We start from the raw sequence: 17802 nt of genomic DNA, 5'->3' as shown, positions 1-17802 counted from the left end.
AGCCGTTCAACTGCTCCCGAATTTGGCGTATTGCTTGCTGTGATTTCAGTGGGTGGTATCTTTCCCTTAACTAGTTGCCGAGCTTCGATTGCATTATGCAGTTTTAGCAGCTTTCACTAAATTAGTAGAATTAAAAAACACTAGCACAAGTGCCTTAGCCAAACGTTAGCGTGCATCAAAAAAATGAAGAAATATATTTTTTCATTTAGCTTATTCATAATAGCGCCAGGATTAGGAGTACTCCTCTACAAACTCTTAGATTTATTATTGATTAAAGATTATTTGAGCTGTAGTCTATCCCATTAGTGGATCATTCCTTTGCAAACTTTGGTATTTATTATCGATAATATATTTATCTGTTATACCGTATCCCATAATTTCAATGATTAAATCGCAAGCTTTCTGTATTTTTTCTTCTTTAATACGAGTTTTTAGTCTTTTTAGTTCTTTAGCAGTGTAGTCTTCCTTTTTCAAGGAGTTTTTGAACCCTTTTTTTTGCATTAAAATAGGAGTCGTATACTCTTATATGGTTATCTTTTATTGCTTGGAAGTAACTAATATCATCATCATATTTTTTCTGAGCTATTTTCTTAATATTACCGATGAAATTCCAACCGTTTACACCATTTATATAACCATTTTTATCATTATCAATTGGATTATCTGATACTTCCTTTGAATTATTCCAAATATGATTTTTTAAACCAACATGATTTATATCTATTTCACTATCAATAACGGCAACGATAACTTCTTTACTTTTCTTATTGACTAAAAGACTGTCATAAGCTCTTTGTAAGCTAATACCAGGAACAGTATCCAGTTCAATATCTTGTAGGTGCCAGTTTTTTGAGTCGATTTGAGCAGATCGTTGACTAATTGAATTTGGAGTTTTTATGATTTCAAAATGGCTTCTTTTGCTACAAGAGAAGCAGGTCAATAATAAAGCAGCAAAGAGAGTTGGTATTTTATTCATGATGGTATCCTATTTCTATCGTATTCATGATGGCGCATTGAAGGCTATAGAAAATGTTTTATGGTTCCCATTCCATGGAGCTCACTTGCAATAAGCTCCTTTTTTGCTCGATTTCTTATACCACATTTCCCAGAGCCATCGTCTGCGGCTCTCGCTTCATGTTTTCCTAAATTTCAGCGTTACCATGGCGGTTCTCCGCTGGATCCATCGATGGATCGATACGTGATTTGCTAGAGTGACCACCCCTTCATTGCAGTTGATAAATGATGCGCGGTACTGGTATAAGCACCTAGCTTCTATGACTTACTGGTATGGTGTTTTTTCCGCTTTCGCGAAAGCGGGTATTACCTCATCATCAACCATTAACATCTCATTAGAAAGTCTTCTAAGATTCTCAAACACATGTTCAGGTAGAGCAACTCTCTAGGTTTGTTCATAGGACAATCGAAAAAATGGGCGCGTTAAAGTATCCGCTGGTACTAGTAATACAAAATTCAAATAGAAGGCCCACCTAAACTCCTGGTAAACAAATCAAGTTAAAATCTATGGCTCAACACATTTCATAAACTCATGGCGAGCAGGACGGATGACGAGCTAATTCAAGGAACCATAACATTCAAAATAAAATGTTAAATGAAGCTTAATTTGTAGTAACTTTAGAAGTGCCAGTAGGCGGGTTATAAATTTGATTTATGAGCACAGAAATTAATAAGTTAAAAGTAATTTGGGAAGAAGGGCAAAAAAAAGCCCATCAAAATACGCAACTACCTCTATTGGATTTTGAAGCTCTGGTTAGTTCGATTATCAGTGTGGGGCCTTTCTACTATTACATTATCGACTTTTTTGATATGTCTTTAACAAATGTCAGTCCCTCCATTTATGACATCCATGGATTTGATCCTGAAACAGTGACTTTTGATGATATTTTAGGTTCCATTCATCCAGATGATATGGATTTTGTATCTAAGGCAGAAGCGGCAAACATCGATCTGGTATACAACAAATTAGGTGGAAATGATGTGCTCAATTATAAATCAAATTATTCATTTAGGAGTAAAATGAAAAACGGAGCCTATGAGCTGCTTAATCATCAAGCGATCGTGCTAACGGTTGATGGGCAGGGCAGGTTTGGCAAATCTCTCAATATTCATACGAATATCAATCACATCGCCACAAGGCATAACAACACCTTTTCGCTATTGAGCCTCAAAAATGAGACCTCCTACATCAATATAGAGATCACTGCGGAGAATGATCAGTTCACGTTGTTTACCAAACGTGAAGTAGAAATTATACGTGGTATATCAGAAGGTAATTCCAATAAAGAAATTGCGATTCGACTAAATATTAGCGCTGGTACGGTTAAAAAGCACCGCAATAATATCTATTCAAAATCTGGTTGTAAAAACTCCATTGAGCTGGTAAATAAGAGCATGCTACAGGGGCTCATTTAAATGAAAATATACGCAATTGTAGGTATTGTATGAGTTGAAATAAATATGTTATTTGGTGCTAACAAAACCTACCGCCAAATGACCATATGGATCATCCTCAGATCATTACAGCTCCAGCTGCCACTTGTTCTGGGTGTGTTGTGCTTCTTGAGCACCTCCTTTGCGGTTGCCCAACAAAACGAATCGCTTGTTGGGTTATGGACGCTGGAAAAAGTTGCATACAAAAAATTAAAAATCAACCCTACTTCTACTCAAGAAAACCTAGTCGACCTCTTTAAAGCGGCGTTGTACAACACTTTAAATAACAAGCAACAACTGGTTGTGGAGGAATTGGATCTTATCAATGCAAAAGCCGGAGAATTAGCTCACCTATTGTACCAAAGCACCATTGATTTTCAGGTCAATCGTGCTTTTTATAACCGTTCAAAATTATTGGAACGACCTACTTCTGGGGAATATTTGTTGGATGGAAAAAAACTGTTTATGGAATGGGAAACGGCAGACAAATACACTTATAAAATATTAAAAATAAATGCTTCAGAACTCGTATTGAAAGATGTGGATTTGAAGGTTATTTATTATTATAAAACCAAGGCTGATTAGTTCATACAAACAAATTTATTATAAAGATAGATCAATCAATTAACATCATTTTCACAAGTAACATGAAACATTTTAATAGAGACTAAATGACACAACTATTACTCACCGCTGCTGCACTTCTATTTTTCCTGAATATTCCTGCTCAGCAAGAAAAACCTTTTCTACTTATTAGTCGGTACAATATGGAAAAAAGTTTTATGTGCAGTCCTCGTGCATGGATAAGTGAAGAAGTAAACGACCGTCAAGAATATGCCTTAAAAAGGAATGAATTTGTCCAAGAACATAAAACAAGCAACCCAAGCACTGAATTTATCTCAGCAAAAGAATGTGTGACCGTTTATGAATATAAGAAAAAACAATCAGGTTTTGATTGTCAACCAACAGTGCATGGCATTGTAAAAGGGATGACAATCGAAAGTTATAAGGAACAATTAAAGAATCGTATAGAAAAAATGCTAGTGAATATGCCCCCCAACCCAAAATAGTATTTACCTGGTCAGGCAAAAGTGCGGGAATGCCGTAGCATCAATAATGAAAACTGTCATAAAATTCCCAATGAATATTATAAAGTGAAATTTCAATACCAATCCATAAGGATGAAAAAAAGCCTCTAGAAAAGGAGCTAACATGTCCAAATAAAAAAATAAATCCGATCTAATCATGAAAAATCTACTCGCCCTTTGCTTTATTATGGCAACAACAGGTGCACTTCATGCACAAAATAAAGAATTTTTAAAAATAACAAACGCCTTACAAGAAGAATTGATCGGCAAACAGTTCCTTGGAGGAATGTATGACCCACCATGCTATAACATAGAAAAAATAAGTGTTTTAGAAAACGGTGAAATTTCCATTATAGGAAGCGATAAGGGATGCACAAAAACAATTTTAATAAAGGATTCCCAAACAACCATCAATAATTTGAGAGTTAAAATTTATCAGGCAGAACCAAGAATAAACATAACCTTTTTTACAGAAAATGGCGATAAAGTCTATAGATCGTTGATAGAATTAAAAAATATTTTGAAAAGATAGCATGATCGGCCGTTATTTTCTCATAACGGATGCGCCGTGAATTATAATTTTAAATGTCTACACTAATAATAAAACTGGCTTATGAAAACAATAAAAATAGTATGGGTTGTTACCATCTTCTTATCATCACTGCTATCAAATTCACAGGATTTTGATAGCGCTGATCCCGATCACTGGAAATACTTAATAGAGAATACCACGTATGATGATATAAAAGAATTCATGACATCTCTAGAATATGCTCTACAGGAAGAAACTGCTGAGGGTGCAAAGGAAGTACTTACATTTTCCAATAAAAGTGATCATAAGATCAAAATGATTTATATAAACAAAAAGCTCTCTAAAGTGGGGAGTCTTATTTTTATTATGAGTTTACCGTTATTTTATACTGAATTAGAGGAAAATGCTTATACCATCATCGCCAAAGAAAAGGTAAAAATGAATGGTAAAAAGGAAGAAGCTCGTACTTGGGGAAAGGCCAATTCCCGATATAAGTTCACGACGATAAGCGGTGGCGTTTTCTTTACATTACTTCAAATAGATATTTTGGATGATTCTAAAATAACACACGTAAGTGCTGAACCTTTTCCGTCTGTTCAAAAATACTTGGATAAAATTGAAGGTAAAATATTTGAGGAGAACTCTTCTGTTGATAAGATGATAAGTCAGCGTCTTTCAGTCAATACACACACAAAAAATTCAATAACTATTTCTTCTAAAAACATATATAAATCTGTTTATTCAAATATCGACTGGAATAAATTTTCTCGTGTTACAATGCATTCTGTAAAAAATGAGAAAAAATATACGGAATGTGTTTTTCATTTTTCTAGTGATATAACCTATACTTCATTTAAAAACGGAGAACAATTTGCGACAGGCAACCTAGAAACATTTTCATGCTTTATTTATAAAAAGGATGAAGAAGCCTTCTTAAAAGCGGTCAAATATTGGGGAAAAAGCAGAAGCCTAAAATAAATATTTAATACATAAACACTAAACCTATGAAAAAAATAATCGCAATCTGTATTTTCATTATTTCATCCAATATAGCCGTTGCACAGGATAGACCTGCAACAATAAATAAGCTCAAAGAGCTTATAGGATATAAGGCGAAAGAAGTAAAGAATAATTTAAAAAGTAAGAAATATAAGTATGACGAAGACGATACTGATGACGAAGGGTATTACCATCAATATTTTACAGATAAAAATTACGATGCCGAAATAGATATTTTATATTTTAATAATATTTCACGAGGTGCTGGGTTTGAAGGAATATCTGAAACTGAATACAACCAATTAATACGTTGGCTGAAAGAAAATGACTTTTATTTAAAGACTAAAGGTGATTCAGGAATTAAAAGGCAGGATTTGTGGGAAAGCACAAATCAAAATTGGCGTTTAATAATAACTTATAACGTATACCCAGAGCTGGAACCTCTTAAAATTATGCTTTATAAAACTAAATAGACAGGTAAAAAGCTTTAACGCCATTGTGGTACCACATATGTTACTCAAAAAAGCAGTCAAAGATGGAGCCAACAGTAGGACCTGATATTAATATAGAATACATAAACACTAAACCTATAAGAAAAACAGTCACAATTTGCCTATTAATCTTAGCATCGATAGCAAGCACTAGTTTTGCAGTAAATGAAGCAAACAGTATTCCTCCTATTCAAAAATTTTTAGATAAAATTAAAAGGGATGATAGTTATACAAAACCCACAAGAGTTTCTCAAAAACTCACCGGCAACACCTTCATTGTTACCTTAAATTCTAGCAGTATGAATTTGCAAGAAACCTATTCAGGGATGGACTGGAGTGAATTTTATAGATATAGTTACAAGGAATATAAAGATTATTTCGTTGTCGAATTCTGTTTTTTTAATAGTATAGCGTACCAATTGGATGATGAAGAATTAGGTATTACAAATGAAGTGGTCGATTCCTTTAAATGTAATTTTTTGCCAGAAGATAAAGAGGAGGTTTTAGCAGTTCTTGAAACTTGGGAAGAAAATCTAGAGGATTAAAAATGGAGTATTTTAATGCTGATAAAAGCCCATCAAAATTAAGAATATGAAAATAAAACTAATCATTTTAATTTCAAATATTGCTTTTGCGTTGAAGCATTTGGCGGATTATTGTAATGGTACTGTATACTTCTCGTATTTCCTGATCTATAAATCTAAACTGCCGTAGTTTACTTTCCATTGTCAGGCGAGCGTCTTGAAATTCAAAATCCAGATCGTCTAACCAATTGCGGTAGTTCTTTACCAGATCATTTCTTCTTCTAAAAAGACTGCGCAGCTCTTCTCTCCTCTTATCTGTAACGTGAATACTGTCTAAACAACCATCTTTCAGCTCCTTTGCGATGAGCTGTGCATCGATGCGATCGGTCTTTGTATGGCGTTCTTTACCTTTTCTGAAGATATCGGTTGGATTGACCACTAAAGAGCTCCAACCTTAAGATTTAAAACAACGGTGAGTGACATAACCACAACAACCAGCTTCGTAAGCTGTTGTTACTTCGTAGTCAGAATAATACTTGTCAACGTACCCTTGCAGCTGTTTGGGCAATGGTGGCACGGAGAATGTCTTTCCACCTGAGAGATCTGTGGCACGGTGTATTTTCCAGCTTCGCTTGTGTATATCAATACCAATGAATAACTTAGGTGTCGCAGTTTGTGGAGTGTTCATATCTTTTAGTTTTTGTGAATCTTAAAGATACTCGACAGGCTGCTTTTACATGGATACTAAAAATAATAGGGCAATTGTGGCTTAACCCACTGGTAAAGGAACTTTTGCAAGGGCACCAAATTTTTAAAGCTTGTGCTGAGCTTTGGTCGAAGTATGGCTTATTGAGAAAAAAGATAATAAGAAATCCGCGTGGGGCTTACGGCTTGTGCTTATCCGAAAAGTAGTGGCCTATTTTCCGCCCTAGGATTCTTATACAAGGAAAATGTGCAACCCTAAAATGACTCACATTGCTAACATCAAAATTCGTAATATTGACCCAATAGGGAAGATACAAATATAACAGATGACAGACAGTATATAAAAAAATCAAAATGGCTACTTCAAAAAAAAAATAAAAATAAACCAGAACCTCCTGCCACCGTGCAGAACTTCCCTATTGTAGGTATTGGCGCATCTGCTGGAGGATTGGATGCTTTTAAGCGGTTGCTCGCAGCAATACCCGAAGTTTCAGGGATGGCGTATGTGCTGGTTCAGCATCTCGACCCTACTCACGAAAGTGTTTTGCCAGAAATTTTACAACGGGTAACAACAATTCCTGTACTCGAAATTACGGATGATATACACCTTGCTCCTGACCATATTTATGTAATTCCCTCCAGTAAAATGCTTTTCTCAACCGATGGTGTGCTCAAACTTATCGAACGAGAGAAGAATGCGCTCAACCTGTCCATTGATATTTTTTTTACTTCTCTTGCCGAAGTGCATAAAGAGTTTGCAGTAGGTGTCGTGCTATCTGGCACAGGCAGCGATGGCACATTAGGACTGAAAGCCATTAAAGGACACGGAGGCATTAGCATGGTGCAGGATTCAGAGTCGGCAACTTACGACAGTATGCCGCAAAGTGCAGTAAATGCAGGCGTAGTAGATTTTATTTTAGCACCTGAAAAAATTCCGTTACAGCTTTTGGAAATCAGAAGTACTTACAAAACGAGTCATTTTTTCAAAGAACATGAAGAAATGCCAAAAGACGATGAAGGTATTTTTAAACAAATTCTTTTGCTGCTTCGTCAGCGAAGCGGAGTTGATTTTACTTATTACAAGCAGCCCACTTTTCACAGGCGTATAGCACGGAGAATTGCCATTGTAAAAAAGAAAGACCTGGCCGACTACCTGAAATTTTTACGAACCAACAAGGCCGAACAAGATGCACTTTTTCAGGATGTGCTCATTCCGGTTACTTCTTTTTTCCGCGACCCGAAAACATTTCTCGCATTAACCGAAACAGTTTTTCCTGCTATTCTAAAAAATAAAGCGGCAGACAAACCCATTCGCATTTGGATTGCGGGCTGTTCTACAGGAGAAGAGGCCTATTCTATTGCCATTTGTTTGCACGAATTTTTGGGAGAGAAATCGGCTTATCCTAAAATTCAAATCTTTGCTTCCGATATTTCTGATAAAGTAATTAAAAAAGCGCGTACAGCCTTTTACACCAAAGCCGATGTAGAAAAACTTTCTGAAACTCAAATCAAGAATTATTTTATAAAGAATAACAATGGCTACGAAGTGAATAAACTTATACGCGACATGTGCGTGTTTGCTCCACACAATTTTTTGAAAGACCCGCCATTTGCAAAAATGGATTTGATTAGTTGCCGTAATGTGCTTATTTACATGGATTCTTTTTTGCAAAAGAAGGCATTCACTACATTTCATTACGCGCTTAAAGAAAACGGTTTTCTGCTTCTTGGAAAATCCGAAACTACAGGCGCAACGTCCGATTTGTTTACACAAGTTAATAAGCCCGAAAAAATATATTCGAGAAAGCCCGTTCCAGGTCGGTTTATGCACGTAGCCTCGGAAAAAGGGGATTTAAAAGCTTACTCGTTTAAGGCAAATGTTACCCATAATTCGGTGGTAGTAGAGTCTGATTTTAGAAAAAGCGCAGAGGAGATAATGATTTTAAAATCTCCTGCAAGTGTAGTTGTGAATGAAGATATGGACATCGTTCATATTCATGGAGACATTACACCTTTTCTACAAGCCCCGCAAGGCAAGCCCACGCATAACCTTATAAAAATGGCACGTGAAGGATTAGCATTTGAATTACGCAACGCCATTCATAGAGCAAAAAAGGAACAAATAGCCGTCATTAAAGAAAATATTCCTGCCAAGGTCAACGAAAAACAATTTTTAGTTACAATAGAAATTATTCCTATTACCGATACCGTTGAACCGCATTGCTTAATTCGCTTTGAGCAAAAAGCAACTCCTATTGCGGAAGAACAAAAACAATCTTTTTCAGGAAAAATGGCTGAAACATCTCGAAAACTTTCGGGAAAAAACCAACAATTGGAAAAAGAGCTTTCGCAAAACCGCGATGACATGCGCTACTTAACCGAAGACATGGAAGCCACGAACGAGGAACTGCAAAGCGCCAATGAAGAATTGCAAAGCAGCAATGAGGAAATGCAAAGTTTGAATGAAGAATTAGAAACCTCAAAAGAAGAACTGCAATCAACCAACGAGGAACTCATTATTGTAAATCAAGAGTTGCTTGATAAGCAGGAACAAATCAATGTAGCGCACGCATTGCAGTTGGAAGCCCACAGCCGAATTGAAGAAAGCGAGAAGGAACAAATAAAATTGGCAAGTCAATTAAAATTAGCCACTGATTCTGCTAAAGTAGGTATTTGGTCATTAGACGTTAAAACAGAAAAATTAGAATGGAATGGGCTGTTAAAAAAAATGTGGGGTTATGATGAAAATCTAGATAACCTAATTTTTAAAGATTGGGCAAAATTAGTTTTAAATGAAGATAAAGAATTGGTCTTTCAAAAAATAGAAGAATCAAGAATTAATCACAGTATTTATGATGCAGAATATCGTATAAGACGTGCCAATGATGGCGCTATTGTGTGGATGAAATCGACTGGGCAGTATCAATATGATGAATTTGGTGAAGCTATTACCCTTACAGGAATTAACCTTGAAATTACCCAACATAAAGAAGCAGAAGAAAAAATTCGCGAAAGCGAAGAATTGTTTAAATCTATTTTTGACAATAGCCTTGCGGCAATATTGGTGGCCAATGACCAAGGAAATTATTTATCTGCTAACAAAGCAGCAAGTGAACTTTTGGGCTATTCGGTTAAAGAATTATTGAAAATGAATGTAGGCGATTTAAATACGACTGAAAAACATGGAGCAACTGAGCGTTTTGAGCAATATATGATCAAAGGTGAAGAAAGAGGTGAATTTGACTTTACAGCAAAAAACGGTGAACGTAAATTTGTTCAATACCAAGCAATTCGTATTAAGGCAGATTTCCACCTAAGCATCATGATGGATATTACGGGGCAAAAATTGATTGAAAAATTATTGGAAGAAGCAAAAAGCAAAGCTGAAAATGCACAAGAGATAGCAGAAAATGCGGTAATAGCGAAACAGCAATTTTTATCAAACATGAGCCATGAAATTCGTACTCCAATGAATGCAATTATTGGTTTTACAAAAGTGTTGGCTAAAACAGATTTGACAGAAAAACAAAAGGAATATGTAGGAGCCGTAAAATCAAGCGGGGATACTTTAATAGTGCTTATTAACGACATACTTGATTTGGCCAAAGTATATGAAGGTAAAATGATTTTTGCAAATGCCCCTTTTAAAATAGCAGACTCAATAGCCACCATTCTTAATTTGTTCGAAATAAAAATTCAGGAAAGCAATTTAGAATTAGTAAAAGAATATGATCACAGCATTCCCGAAATAGTGCTGGGCGATGCAATACGTTTGCATCAAATTCTTATTAACCTTTTAAGCAACGCTATAAAGTTTACAGTAAAAGGTAAAATTACGGTTAGTGTTGTTAATCTCCTTAGCGAAGATGCAGAAAAAGTAAGCATCGAAATTAAAGTAACCGATACTGGAATTGGGATTGCACAAAATGAAATGGCAACCATTTTTGAAAATTTTGAACAAGCTCAAAACAACACATCAAGTTTATATGGAGGCACTGGCTTGGGACTTGCCATTGTAAAACAATTGGTAGAAAAACAGGGCGGAACTATTTCTGTAAAAAGCAAAGTTGATGAAGGGTCAACTTTTAGTTTTATTTTAAGTTTTGAAAAAACAACTGCTTCCATAGTTTTAGAAAATGAAACAGGACAATATGAAACTGAAATTAAACCATTAAAGGTATTGGTGGTAGAAGACGTTAAGCTCAATCAATTATTAATGAAAATTGTATTGGATGACTTTAAATTTGATTACGACATTGCCGACAACGGACAAATAGCTATTGAAAAACTTCAAACCAATTCCTACGACATTATTTTAATGGACCTACAAATGCCGGTAATGAACGGATTTGAAGCCACTGAACACATCCGCCATAAAATGAATTTACAAATTCCAATTATTGCATTAACAGCCGATGTAACAACCGTTGATTTAGAAAAATGCAAGGCAGTAGGGATGAACGATTATACTTCTAAGCCTCTTGATGAAAATATATTGTACAGCAAAATTTTGGAATTGGTGAAACTGTAGACATAGGACAACTATTTGTGAGGACAGAAGGCTAGTACCTAAAAGAAATTGGCGGTTCAGTGGTTAAATGAAACTTTGTACTTCGTATCAAGTTTTGTGGTGGCAGACAGTTTAGTGCTTCGTAATCGCCAACTTCTTTTAGCTGCAAAACGTTGGCAACATGCTAAAAAAATCAGACTAAAATTAAAATGACGGAAAAAGACAACAAAAAAGAATTCTATTTTAATTTATTTCTAAATAAGATTCCTACTTCAAATATAGAATTAAAAAAATTTAGCCGTTCTTTTTTGACTCTAAAAGAGTACAACAAGAAGGAATTTTTATATAACAGTGGCGAAATACAAAAAGAAGTCGGTTTCGTATGTCAAGGGCTTTTGAGAAAGTATTACGTCAACGAAAAGGGAAGTGAAATAAATACAGGCTTCATAAGTGAAAATGGTTTTGCTACCGACTATCCTTCTTTTTTAAGACAAAAACCTTCCAAATACCATATACAATGTCTCGAACCAACAATCATTGTGAAAATACCCTATGAGAAATTGCAGTAAGCTTACCAAAAGTATAAAGACAATGAAATGTTTGGAAGGTTGGTAGCTGAAAACGTTTTAACAAGGGAAACAGACAGAGTCGAAAGCCTCTTATTTGAAAGTGCCAAAGAAAGGTACCTTAATTTTATGCACCAAAACAAAGATATCAGCAATAGAATTAGTTTAACTCATCTAGCTTCTCTTTATTATAAAAAGATACCACCATCTGATTGCAATGGGTATTTCCTTCTGGATCATGTACCACTCCTTGTTGCCCAAAAAGAAACTGTTCTAACTGAAAATGCGTTGTATTCTTAATAGTTTCTAATAGCATGGCCACGCAGGTTGTGTTTTTTAAATGGATCAATAACTTGTTATCTTCTTCTATAAGTTCTACCTGATCGGGAAGCTGCAAAGAGCCTTGCCAGATTCCTATTTCTATCAGTATTTCATGACTTTTAAATAGGCATTAGAAGATTTCGGTTTCTATATTCCACCGCGCCTTAGAAAAAATAAGATCGCCATAAACCACCCTAGGTAAAAAGACCTGTTTTTTATGTTTTTAATCACTCCTACCGCTAATTTGGCACACTGCTTTTTGCTTTCCAATACACTACCCAAGCGACAGGGCAAAAGTCAAAGAGCCAAATTGCCAACGCACTTGAATAAGAGGTTAATAAGTAAAGACGTTTTTCATTCGATAAAAGGCAATAAATTGGTTACTTTGTAGATCATATAATCGATTTTCATAAGAAAACATGATAACAGAAAATACTGAAATAAGAAAATTTACTTTCTCTGGACACGACTCTTTTCAGTGTCGACAGCTTTGGCTAAAAAAAGGCTACGATTATGTTATAGAGAATAGAAATTTCAATGATGAAGATGCAGTTGTGCAGCTTGGGGTTGGAAAAAATATGGTTTCATCAATTCGGTTTTGGTTGAAAGCTTTTAACATTGTTGATAACAAGGATTTTCCAACTGAATTCGGAAAACGATTATTTGACGATGATACTGGTTATGACCCTTTTTTAGAAGATGAAGCTAGCTTATGGCTTTTGCATTATCAACTTGTGAAAACTGGATTTGCTTCAATATACAGCATCATTTTCAATGAATTCAGAAAAGAAAAACTTTTTTTTAATAAAGAAACATATGTGAATTATTTAAAAAGAATTGGTGAAAGTGATAATAATTTCAATTTTAATGAAAACACAGTTGCTAAAGACTTTAATGTTTTTACCAACTTATATAAAAATGAATCTGACAGCAAGAATATAGAAGATAGTTTTTCAGGTATACTTTCTGAGATAGAACTTCTAAACACTGCAGGAAACGGAAAGGACGAGCAATTCTACATCGAAAACAATGAAAGAGATAATCTTTCTGAATTTGTCGTATTATATACTATTCTAGATAACGCAAATTACGGCAATTCCATTGGCTTAAATTCGTTGGAGTTCAACATCAACAGCCCAGGTTCAATTTTCGCATTGAATCGTTTGGGATTGATGAATAAGATTTCTGATATAACTGACGAGTTCGGGGAAATAACTTTTACTGACCAAGCAGGAATCAAGGAATTGCAATTCAAGAATAAAGTAGAAGCATTCACAGTATTAGACAGATATTATGGCAAATAATTTCACAACATCGGTTAATATCATCAGGGATACTGATAGGGATTTCAATTACATCCCAACACCAAATGCGAAACAAGTTGTTAGCCAAATAGTTAATGACTTTAAAAAAGGGATTCGTTCTTTTAATGTAGTCGGAACTTATGGAACAGGTAAATCTTCATTTCTTTTAGCATTTGAGCAGAGTGTCAAAGGAACGAAACGTTACTTTGATCCTAATTTCCTTGCCAATCCAAAGTTTGATTTTGTTAAAATCATTGGCTCTTACTCTTCAATTGTTGAACAATTTGCAGATGCTTTTGAGGTTCAAACCAACAAGAATAAACAAGAAAATATCCTTTCAGAGATATTTAACCGATACCATTCCGTTGGAAAAGAGAACAAGGTTTTATTTATTCTAATTGATGAGTTTGGTAAGTTTTTAGAGTATGCGAGTAAACACAACCCTGAGAAAGAATTATACTTTGTACAACAACTTGCAGAATTCTGTAATAACCCAAAGCACAATATTGTCCTAATTACCACAGTCCACCAAAGTTTAGAGTCTTATGCTTATTCTCTAAGTAAAACTCAACAACAAGAATGGACAAAAGTAAAAGGGCGTTTCAGAGAGATTACTTTCAATGAGCCTGTAGAACAGCTTTTGTTTTTGGCGTCGGAATACGTTGATGTTAATTTCGAAACCAAAATTTCAAAATCAGAAATTGAAAAATGCTTGAAGCTCACTACAGAAACAAAAGCCTTCAGCTTTAATAAAGATTTCCTAAAAGAAATTGCATCGAAATTATATCCATTAGATATTCTTTCTGCTAATATCCTTACTCTTTCGTTACAGAGATATGGGCAAAATGAACGTTCATTGTTTTCCTTTCTTGAATCATCTGACCATACAGGTTTGACGAAGTTCAGTAAGCAGGAAAACCCATTTTACAATTTATCAAATGTTTATGATTACCTGAACTTCAATTTCTACTCGTTTTTAACCTCAAGGTACAATCCTGACTTTTCGCCTTGGAGTTCTATTCGTTCTTCTATTGAAGAGGTCGAAAGAGCATTTGATTCAAACATCAACGATTATATCAAAGTAGTAAAAACAATTGGACTTTTAAATATCTTCTCTGCGAGTGGTGCAATCTTAGATTTGAATTTCTTAATTGATTATTTAAAAACTGCTTGTGGTGTATCGGATTCCAAAGATTTAATTAAAAATCTAGAAGCAAAGAATATCATTCGTTATCGATCGCACTCTAAACGATTCATTCTATTTGAAGGAACAGATCTGGATATACAAACCGCATTGATTGAGGCGGGAAATAAAATTTCGGAAGTTGTTGATATAACTACGCTTCTGAATAAGCACATCCAATTCAACCCTGTTTTTGCTAAGCAATATTCTTTTAACACAGGAACACCAAGATATTTTGAGTTCGTAATTTCAGATTATCCAGAATTTAATAAAACTCCTAAGGGAGAAATTGACGGCTATGTAAATCTTGTTTTTAATAGCAAGTTGAAAGAAAGTGATATTCAAAACAAATCCAAGCAACAAGAAGAAGCGATCTTATATTGTTTCTTTAAAAATTCAGCGGAGATAAAAAACTTGTTGTTTGAGATTGAAAAAATTCAAAAAGTACTTGAAGAAAATAAAGACGATAAAGTTGCAAAAAGAGAACTCGAAAATATTATTGAATCACAAATTCGTTTATTAAACCATTATATAACAGACAGCATATACTCAGGCAGCAAAGACGTGAAGTGGTTTTTTAACGGAGAAGAAAAGGAGATAGCTGATAAAAAGGATTTCAACAAACTACTTTCTCAAGTTTGTAGTCTTGTTTATGATGCAACACCTGTTTTTAAGAACGAATTAGTTAACAAACATAAGATTTCATCTTCCATTCATACAGCTAAAAAAAGATATTTTTCAGCATTAGCGAATGATTGGGACAAAGAAAATTTAGGTTTTGAAGATGCCAAATTTCCACCTGAAAAAACAATTTATCTATCTCTTTTAAAAGAAAACGGTATTTCACCCATTAGAGAAAATACTACGGATGTAATTTCTATCGATAGGACTTCTACATTCTATAAACTATGGAAAGCCTCAGAAGACTTTTTAGACAGTGCCAAATCTGATCAACTTAAAATTTCTGAGTTGAGCGAATTATTGAACAAGAGACCTTTCAAACTAAAACAGGGATTAATTGATTTTTGGATTCCCACTTTCTTGTTTTTGAAACGTGACGACTTTGCAATTTTTAATGATGAAGTTTATATCCCAAACCAATCAGAAGAGAATTTGGAGTTGATTGCTAAATATCCTGATAAGTATTCTATTAAAACCTTTAATATAGAAGGTGTAAAGTTAGATATTTTCAATAGCTATAGAATTTTTCTAAATATAGCAACTGAGGAAAAGTTTGATAACAACTCATTTATTGAGACCATTAAGCCGTTTATAGTTTTCTACAAACAATTGCCAGAGTATAGCAAAAACACGGAAAGATTATCTCCATCTGCAATTAGAATTCGAAAAGCCATAGCTACAAGTAAAGACCCAGAGGAAACTTTTTTTGAAGCTTTCCCAAGTGCCCTAGGTTTAACGCTTTCAGTTTTGCAACAAGATAAATCTAAACTTCAAAACTTTACAACTAGCCTACAGGATTCAGTAAGAGAACTACGAACCGCTTATGATGAATTGGTGAAGCGTTTTGAAGATTTTATCTGTAATGAATTCGTTGGTCAGTCTTCTGACTTTGAAGAATACAAAGAGTATCTTCAAAAGCGTTTCTCAAAATTGAAAAAGCATATGCTTTTGAGTAACCAAAAGACTTTTGTGCAAAGATTAGATTCGCCTTTAGATGATCGAAAAGCTTGGTTGAACTCTATAGTACAAGCAGTAACTGGAAAAACTCTCGAAACTTTTTCTGATGGCGATGAAATTTTGCTTTATGAGAGGTTCAAGTCAATGATTTTGGAGTTAGATAGCTTGACAAAAATCTCTAAAACTGATATTGACGAAAGCAAAGAAGAAGTGATTGGAGTTAAAATTGATTCTTTCTTCAGTAAAATTGACCCGAAAGTGGTGAGAATACCAAAGAATAAGAGCAAAGAAATTGAACAGCTAAAAAACGAATTGAAAAATAAATTGGGCAAAGACAATACTTCAAATATTGCCGCAGTATTGAACCTACTTAAAGAATTGTTACAATGAGCAAAGTAAGACACGTATTAGGTATATCGGGAGGGAAAGACAGTGCAGCCCTGGCAATTTATGTCAAAACTAAATATCCTTCCATTGATTTAGAATTCTATACCTGCGACACAGGTAAGGAATTAGAAGAAACCTATCAATTGATAAAAAATCTTGAGGTTTATCTTGGAATCAAGATTGAGCTTTTGCAAGGTGCTGAAAAAAGCTCAGAAGACCCTTTTGACCATTTTTTAAAAATGTATGGTGGTTTTTTACCTTCCTCTAATGCTCGTTGGTGTACGAAAAAACTAAAATTAGACCCATTTGAAAACTATGTTGGTACTGACCCAGTAATTTCTTATGTGGGAATTAGAGGTGACGAAGAAAGAGAAGGATATATTTCTACCAAGAAGAATATTCAATCTATATTTCCCTTTCGCAAGAATATTTGGAGTCTAGATGTTGTAACAAAATTGCTGTCCAACCAAAATATGGAGCAACTTTTGGGAATAGCGAAAAATATAGACTTTGGCAAAAACCAAGATAAAGCATTCCAAACCATTATTCGAAAAGTGGATACGAGTTTTACGCTTGACCAAAAACTGAATATTTTGCTTGATACTAATGTGAAAGCATTTAATCATTTAGTTTTTGATTTCTTGAAAACGACTGATTACCCTTTAGCAACAGAAGCTACTTTTCCGCTTTTGGAAAATGATGAAGTATTAGTGAGAGACGACATTTTCAAAATTTTAGAAGAAAGCGGTGTAGGCGTTCCTGCCTACTACAAAAAAATTGAATTTGAAATCAATGGTAAAAAAGGAGAATACGCAAGAAGTCGTTCAGGCTGTTTCTTCTGCTTTTTCCAGCAAAAAATTGAATGGGTTTGGCTTTATGAGCAACATAAAGATTTGTATCTAAAAGCAATGGAATATGAGAAAGATGGATATACTTGGGCACAAGGAGAGAGCTTAGCGGATATAATTAAACCTGAAAGAATCGAAAAAATAAAAGAAGAGTATATTAAAAGAATGGAACGGAAATCAAAAGCAAAATCACCTTACCTAGTGGACATCTTAGATGATGCCGAGGGTGAAGGTTGTGCAGCTTGTTTTATATAGTAG

At 34.6% G+C, this 17802-nt stretch carries 17 protein-coding genes; 12 read left to right on the top strand and 5 right to left on the bottom strand.

The annotated features are described in order from the left end of the window. Positions 1–294 precede the first annotated feature (294 nt). Both F0365_RS02390 and F0365_RS02385 read right to left on the bottom strand, forming a co-directional pair. Positions 295–474, bottom strand: coding sequence for a hypothetical protein (locus F0365_RS02390; protein ID WP_169932184.1), 180 nt, complete (start codon positions 472–474; stop codon positions 295–297). Then, positions 449–976: a S8 family serine peptidase gene (locus F0365_RS02385; RefSeq protein WP_169932183.1), complete on the bottom strand. Its 528-nt coding sequence runs from the start codon at positions 974–976 to the stop codon at positions 449–451. The genes F0365_RS02390 and F0365_RS02385 overlap by 26 nt, the downstream gene beginning before the upstream one ends. Positions 977–1668: 692 nt before the next feature. Here F0365_RS02385 and F0365_RS02380 point away from each other — a divergent pair. From F0365_RS02380 to F0365_RS02350, 7 genes are all read left to right on the top strand, one after another. Next, complete coding sequence (locus F0365_RS02380) at positions 1669–2430, top strand: LuxR C-terminal-related transcriptional regulator (protein WP_169932182.1); 762 nt, start codon at positions 1669–1671, stop codon at positions 2428–2430. Between the two features lie 78 nt (positions 2431–2508). Beyond that, a complete protein-coding gene (locus F0365_RS02375; protein WP_169932181.1) occupies positions 2509–3033 on the top strand; it encodes a hypothetical protein in 525 nt (174 codons plus the stop codon). An 86-nt stretch (positions 3034–3119) separates the two neighbouring features. Further along, positions 3120–3518, top strand: coding sequence for a hypothetical protein (locus F0365_RS02370; RefSeq protein WP_169932180.1), 399 nt, complete (start codon positions 3120–3122; stop codon positions 3516–3518). 175 nt (positions 3519–3693) lie between these two features. Further along, positions 3694–4068 (top strand): hypothetical protein, encoded by a 375-nt coding sequence (locus F0365_RS02365; protein WP_169932179.1) that lies wholly within the window; start codon positions 3694–3696, stop codon positions 4066–4068. An 81-nt stretch (positions 4069–4149) separates the two neighbouring features. Beyond that, the gene (locus F0365_RS02360; RefSeq protein WP_169932178.1) at positions 4150–5046 is read left to right on the top strand and encodes a hypothetical protein; all 897 of its coding nucleotides are present in this window, start codon (positions 4150–4152) and stop codon (positions 5044–5046) included. Between the two features lie 26 nt (positions 5047–5072). Then, positions 5073–5540 carry a hypothetical protein gene (locus F0365_RS02355; protein ID WP_169932177.1) on the top strand — a complete coding sequence of 156 codons (468 nt, stop codon included), beginning with the start codon at positions 5073–5075 and terminating at the stop codon, positions 5538–5540. A 62-nt stretch (positions 5541–5602) separates the two neighbouring features. After that, a complete protein-coding gene (locus F0365_RS02350) occupies positions 5603–6103 on the top strand; it encodes a hypothetical protein (protein WP_169932176.1) in 501 nt (166 codons plus the stop codon). A 73-nt stretch (positions 6104–6176) separates the two neighbouring features. Here F0365_RS02350 and F0365_RS02345 read toward each other — a convergent pair whose 3' ends face one another. Then, positions 6177–6521, bottom strand: coding sequence for an IS110 family transposase (locus F0365_RS02345; RefSeq protein ID WP_169932175.1), 345 nt, complete (start codon positions 6519–6521; stop codon positions 6177–6179). Positions 6522–6536: 15 nt separating this feature from the next. After that, positions 6537–6770, bottom strand: coding sequence for a hypothetical protein (locus F0365_RS02340; RefSeq protein ID WP_169932174.1), 234 nt, complete (start codon positions 6768–6770; stop codon positions 6537–6539). Between the two features lie 420 nt (positions 6771–7190). On the opposite strand from F0365_RS02340, the gene F0365_RS02335 reads away from it, so the two are divergent. Then, positions 7191–11318 (top strand): CheR family methyltransferase, encoded by a 4128-nt coding sequence (locus F0365_RS02335; protein ID WP_169932173.1) that lies wholly within the window; start codon positions 7191–7193, stop codon positions 11316–11318. Between the two features lie 188 nt (positions 11319–11506). Continuing rightward, complete coding sequence (locus F0365_RS02330; RefSeq protein WP_169932172.1) at positions 11507–11866, top strand: Crp/Fnr family transcriptional regulator; 360 nt, start codon at positions 11507–11509, stop codon at positions 11864–11866. Between the two features lie 157 nt (positions 11867–12023). Here the strand turns inward: F0365_RS02330 and F0365_RS02325 are convergent, their stop codons facing one another. After that, positions 12024–12260: a hypothetical protein gene (locus F0365_RS02325; RefSeq protein ID WP_169932171.1), complete on the bottom strand. Its 237-nt coding sequence runs from the start codon at positions 12258–12260 to the stop codon at positions 12024–12026. Positions 12261–12603: 343 nt separating this feature from the next. Between F0365_RS02325 and F0365_RS02320 the strand changes: the two genes are divergently transcribed. Genes F0365_RS02320 through F0365_RS02310 form a run of 3 tightly spaced genes read left to right on the top strand, consistent with a single transcriptional unit; the run spans position 12604 to position 17799 of the window. Beyond that, complete coding sequence (locus F0365_RS02320; protein WP_169932170.1) at positions 12604–13488, top strand: DUF4007 family protein; 885 nt, start codon at positions 12604–12606, stop codon at positions 13486–13488. Next, entirely contained in the window at positions 13478–16699 is a 3222-nt protein-coding gene (locus F0365_RS02315) for a hypothetical protein (RefSeq protein WP_169932169.1), read from the top strand. Before F0365_RS02320 ends, F0365_RS02315 begins: the two co-directional genes overlap by 11 nt. Beyond that, entirely contained in the window at positions 16696–17799 is a 1104-nt protein-coding gene (locus tag F0365_RS02310) for a phosphoadenosine phosphosulfate reductase family protein (RefSeq protein ID WP_169932168.1), read from the top strand. Before F0365_RS02315 ends, F0365_RS02310 begins: the two co-directional genes overlap by 4 nt. The last annotated feature ends 3 nt before the right edge of the window (positions 17800–17802 follow it).

This window comes from Nonlabens sp. Ci31 (assembly GCF_012974865.1).
GTDB lineage: Bacteria > Bacteroidota > Bacteroidia > Flavobacteriales > Flavobacteriaceae > Nonlabens.
Note: the sequence above shows the minus strand (reverse complement) of the source record. Positions and strands in the feature narration are given on the sequence as shown.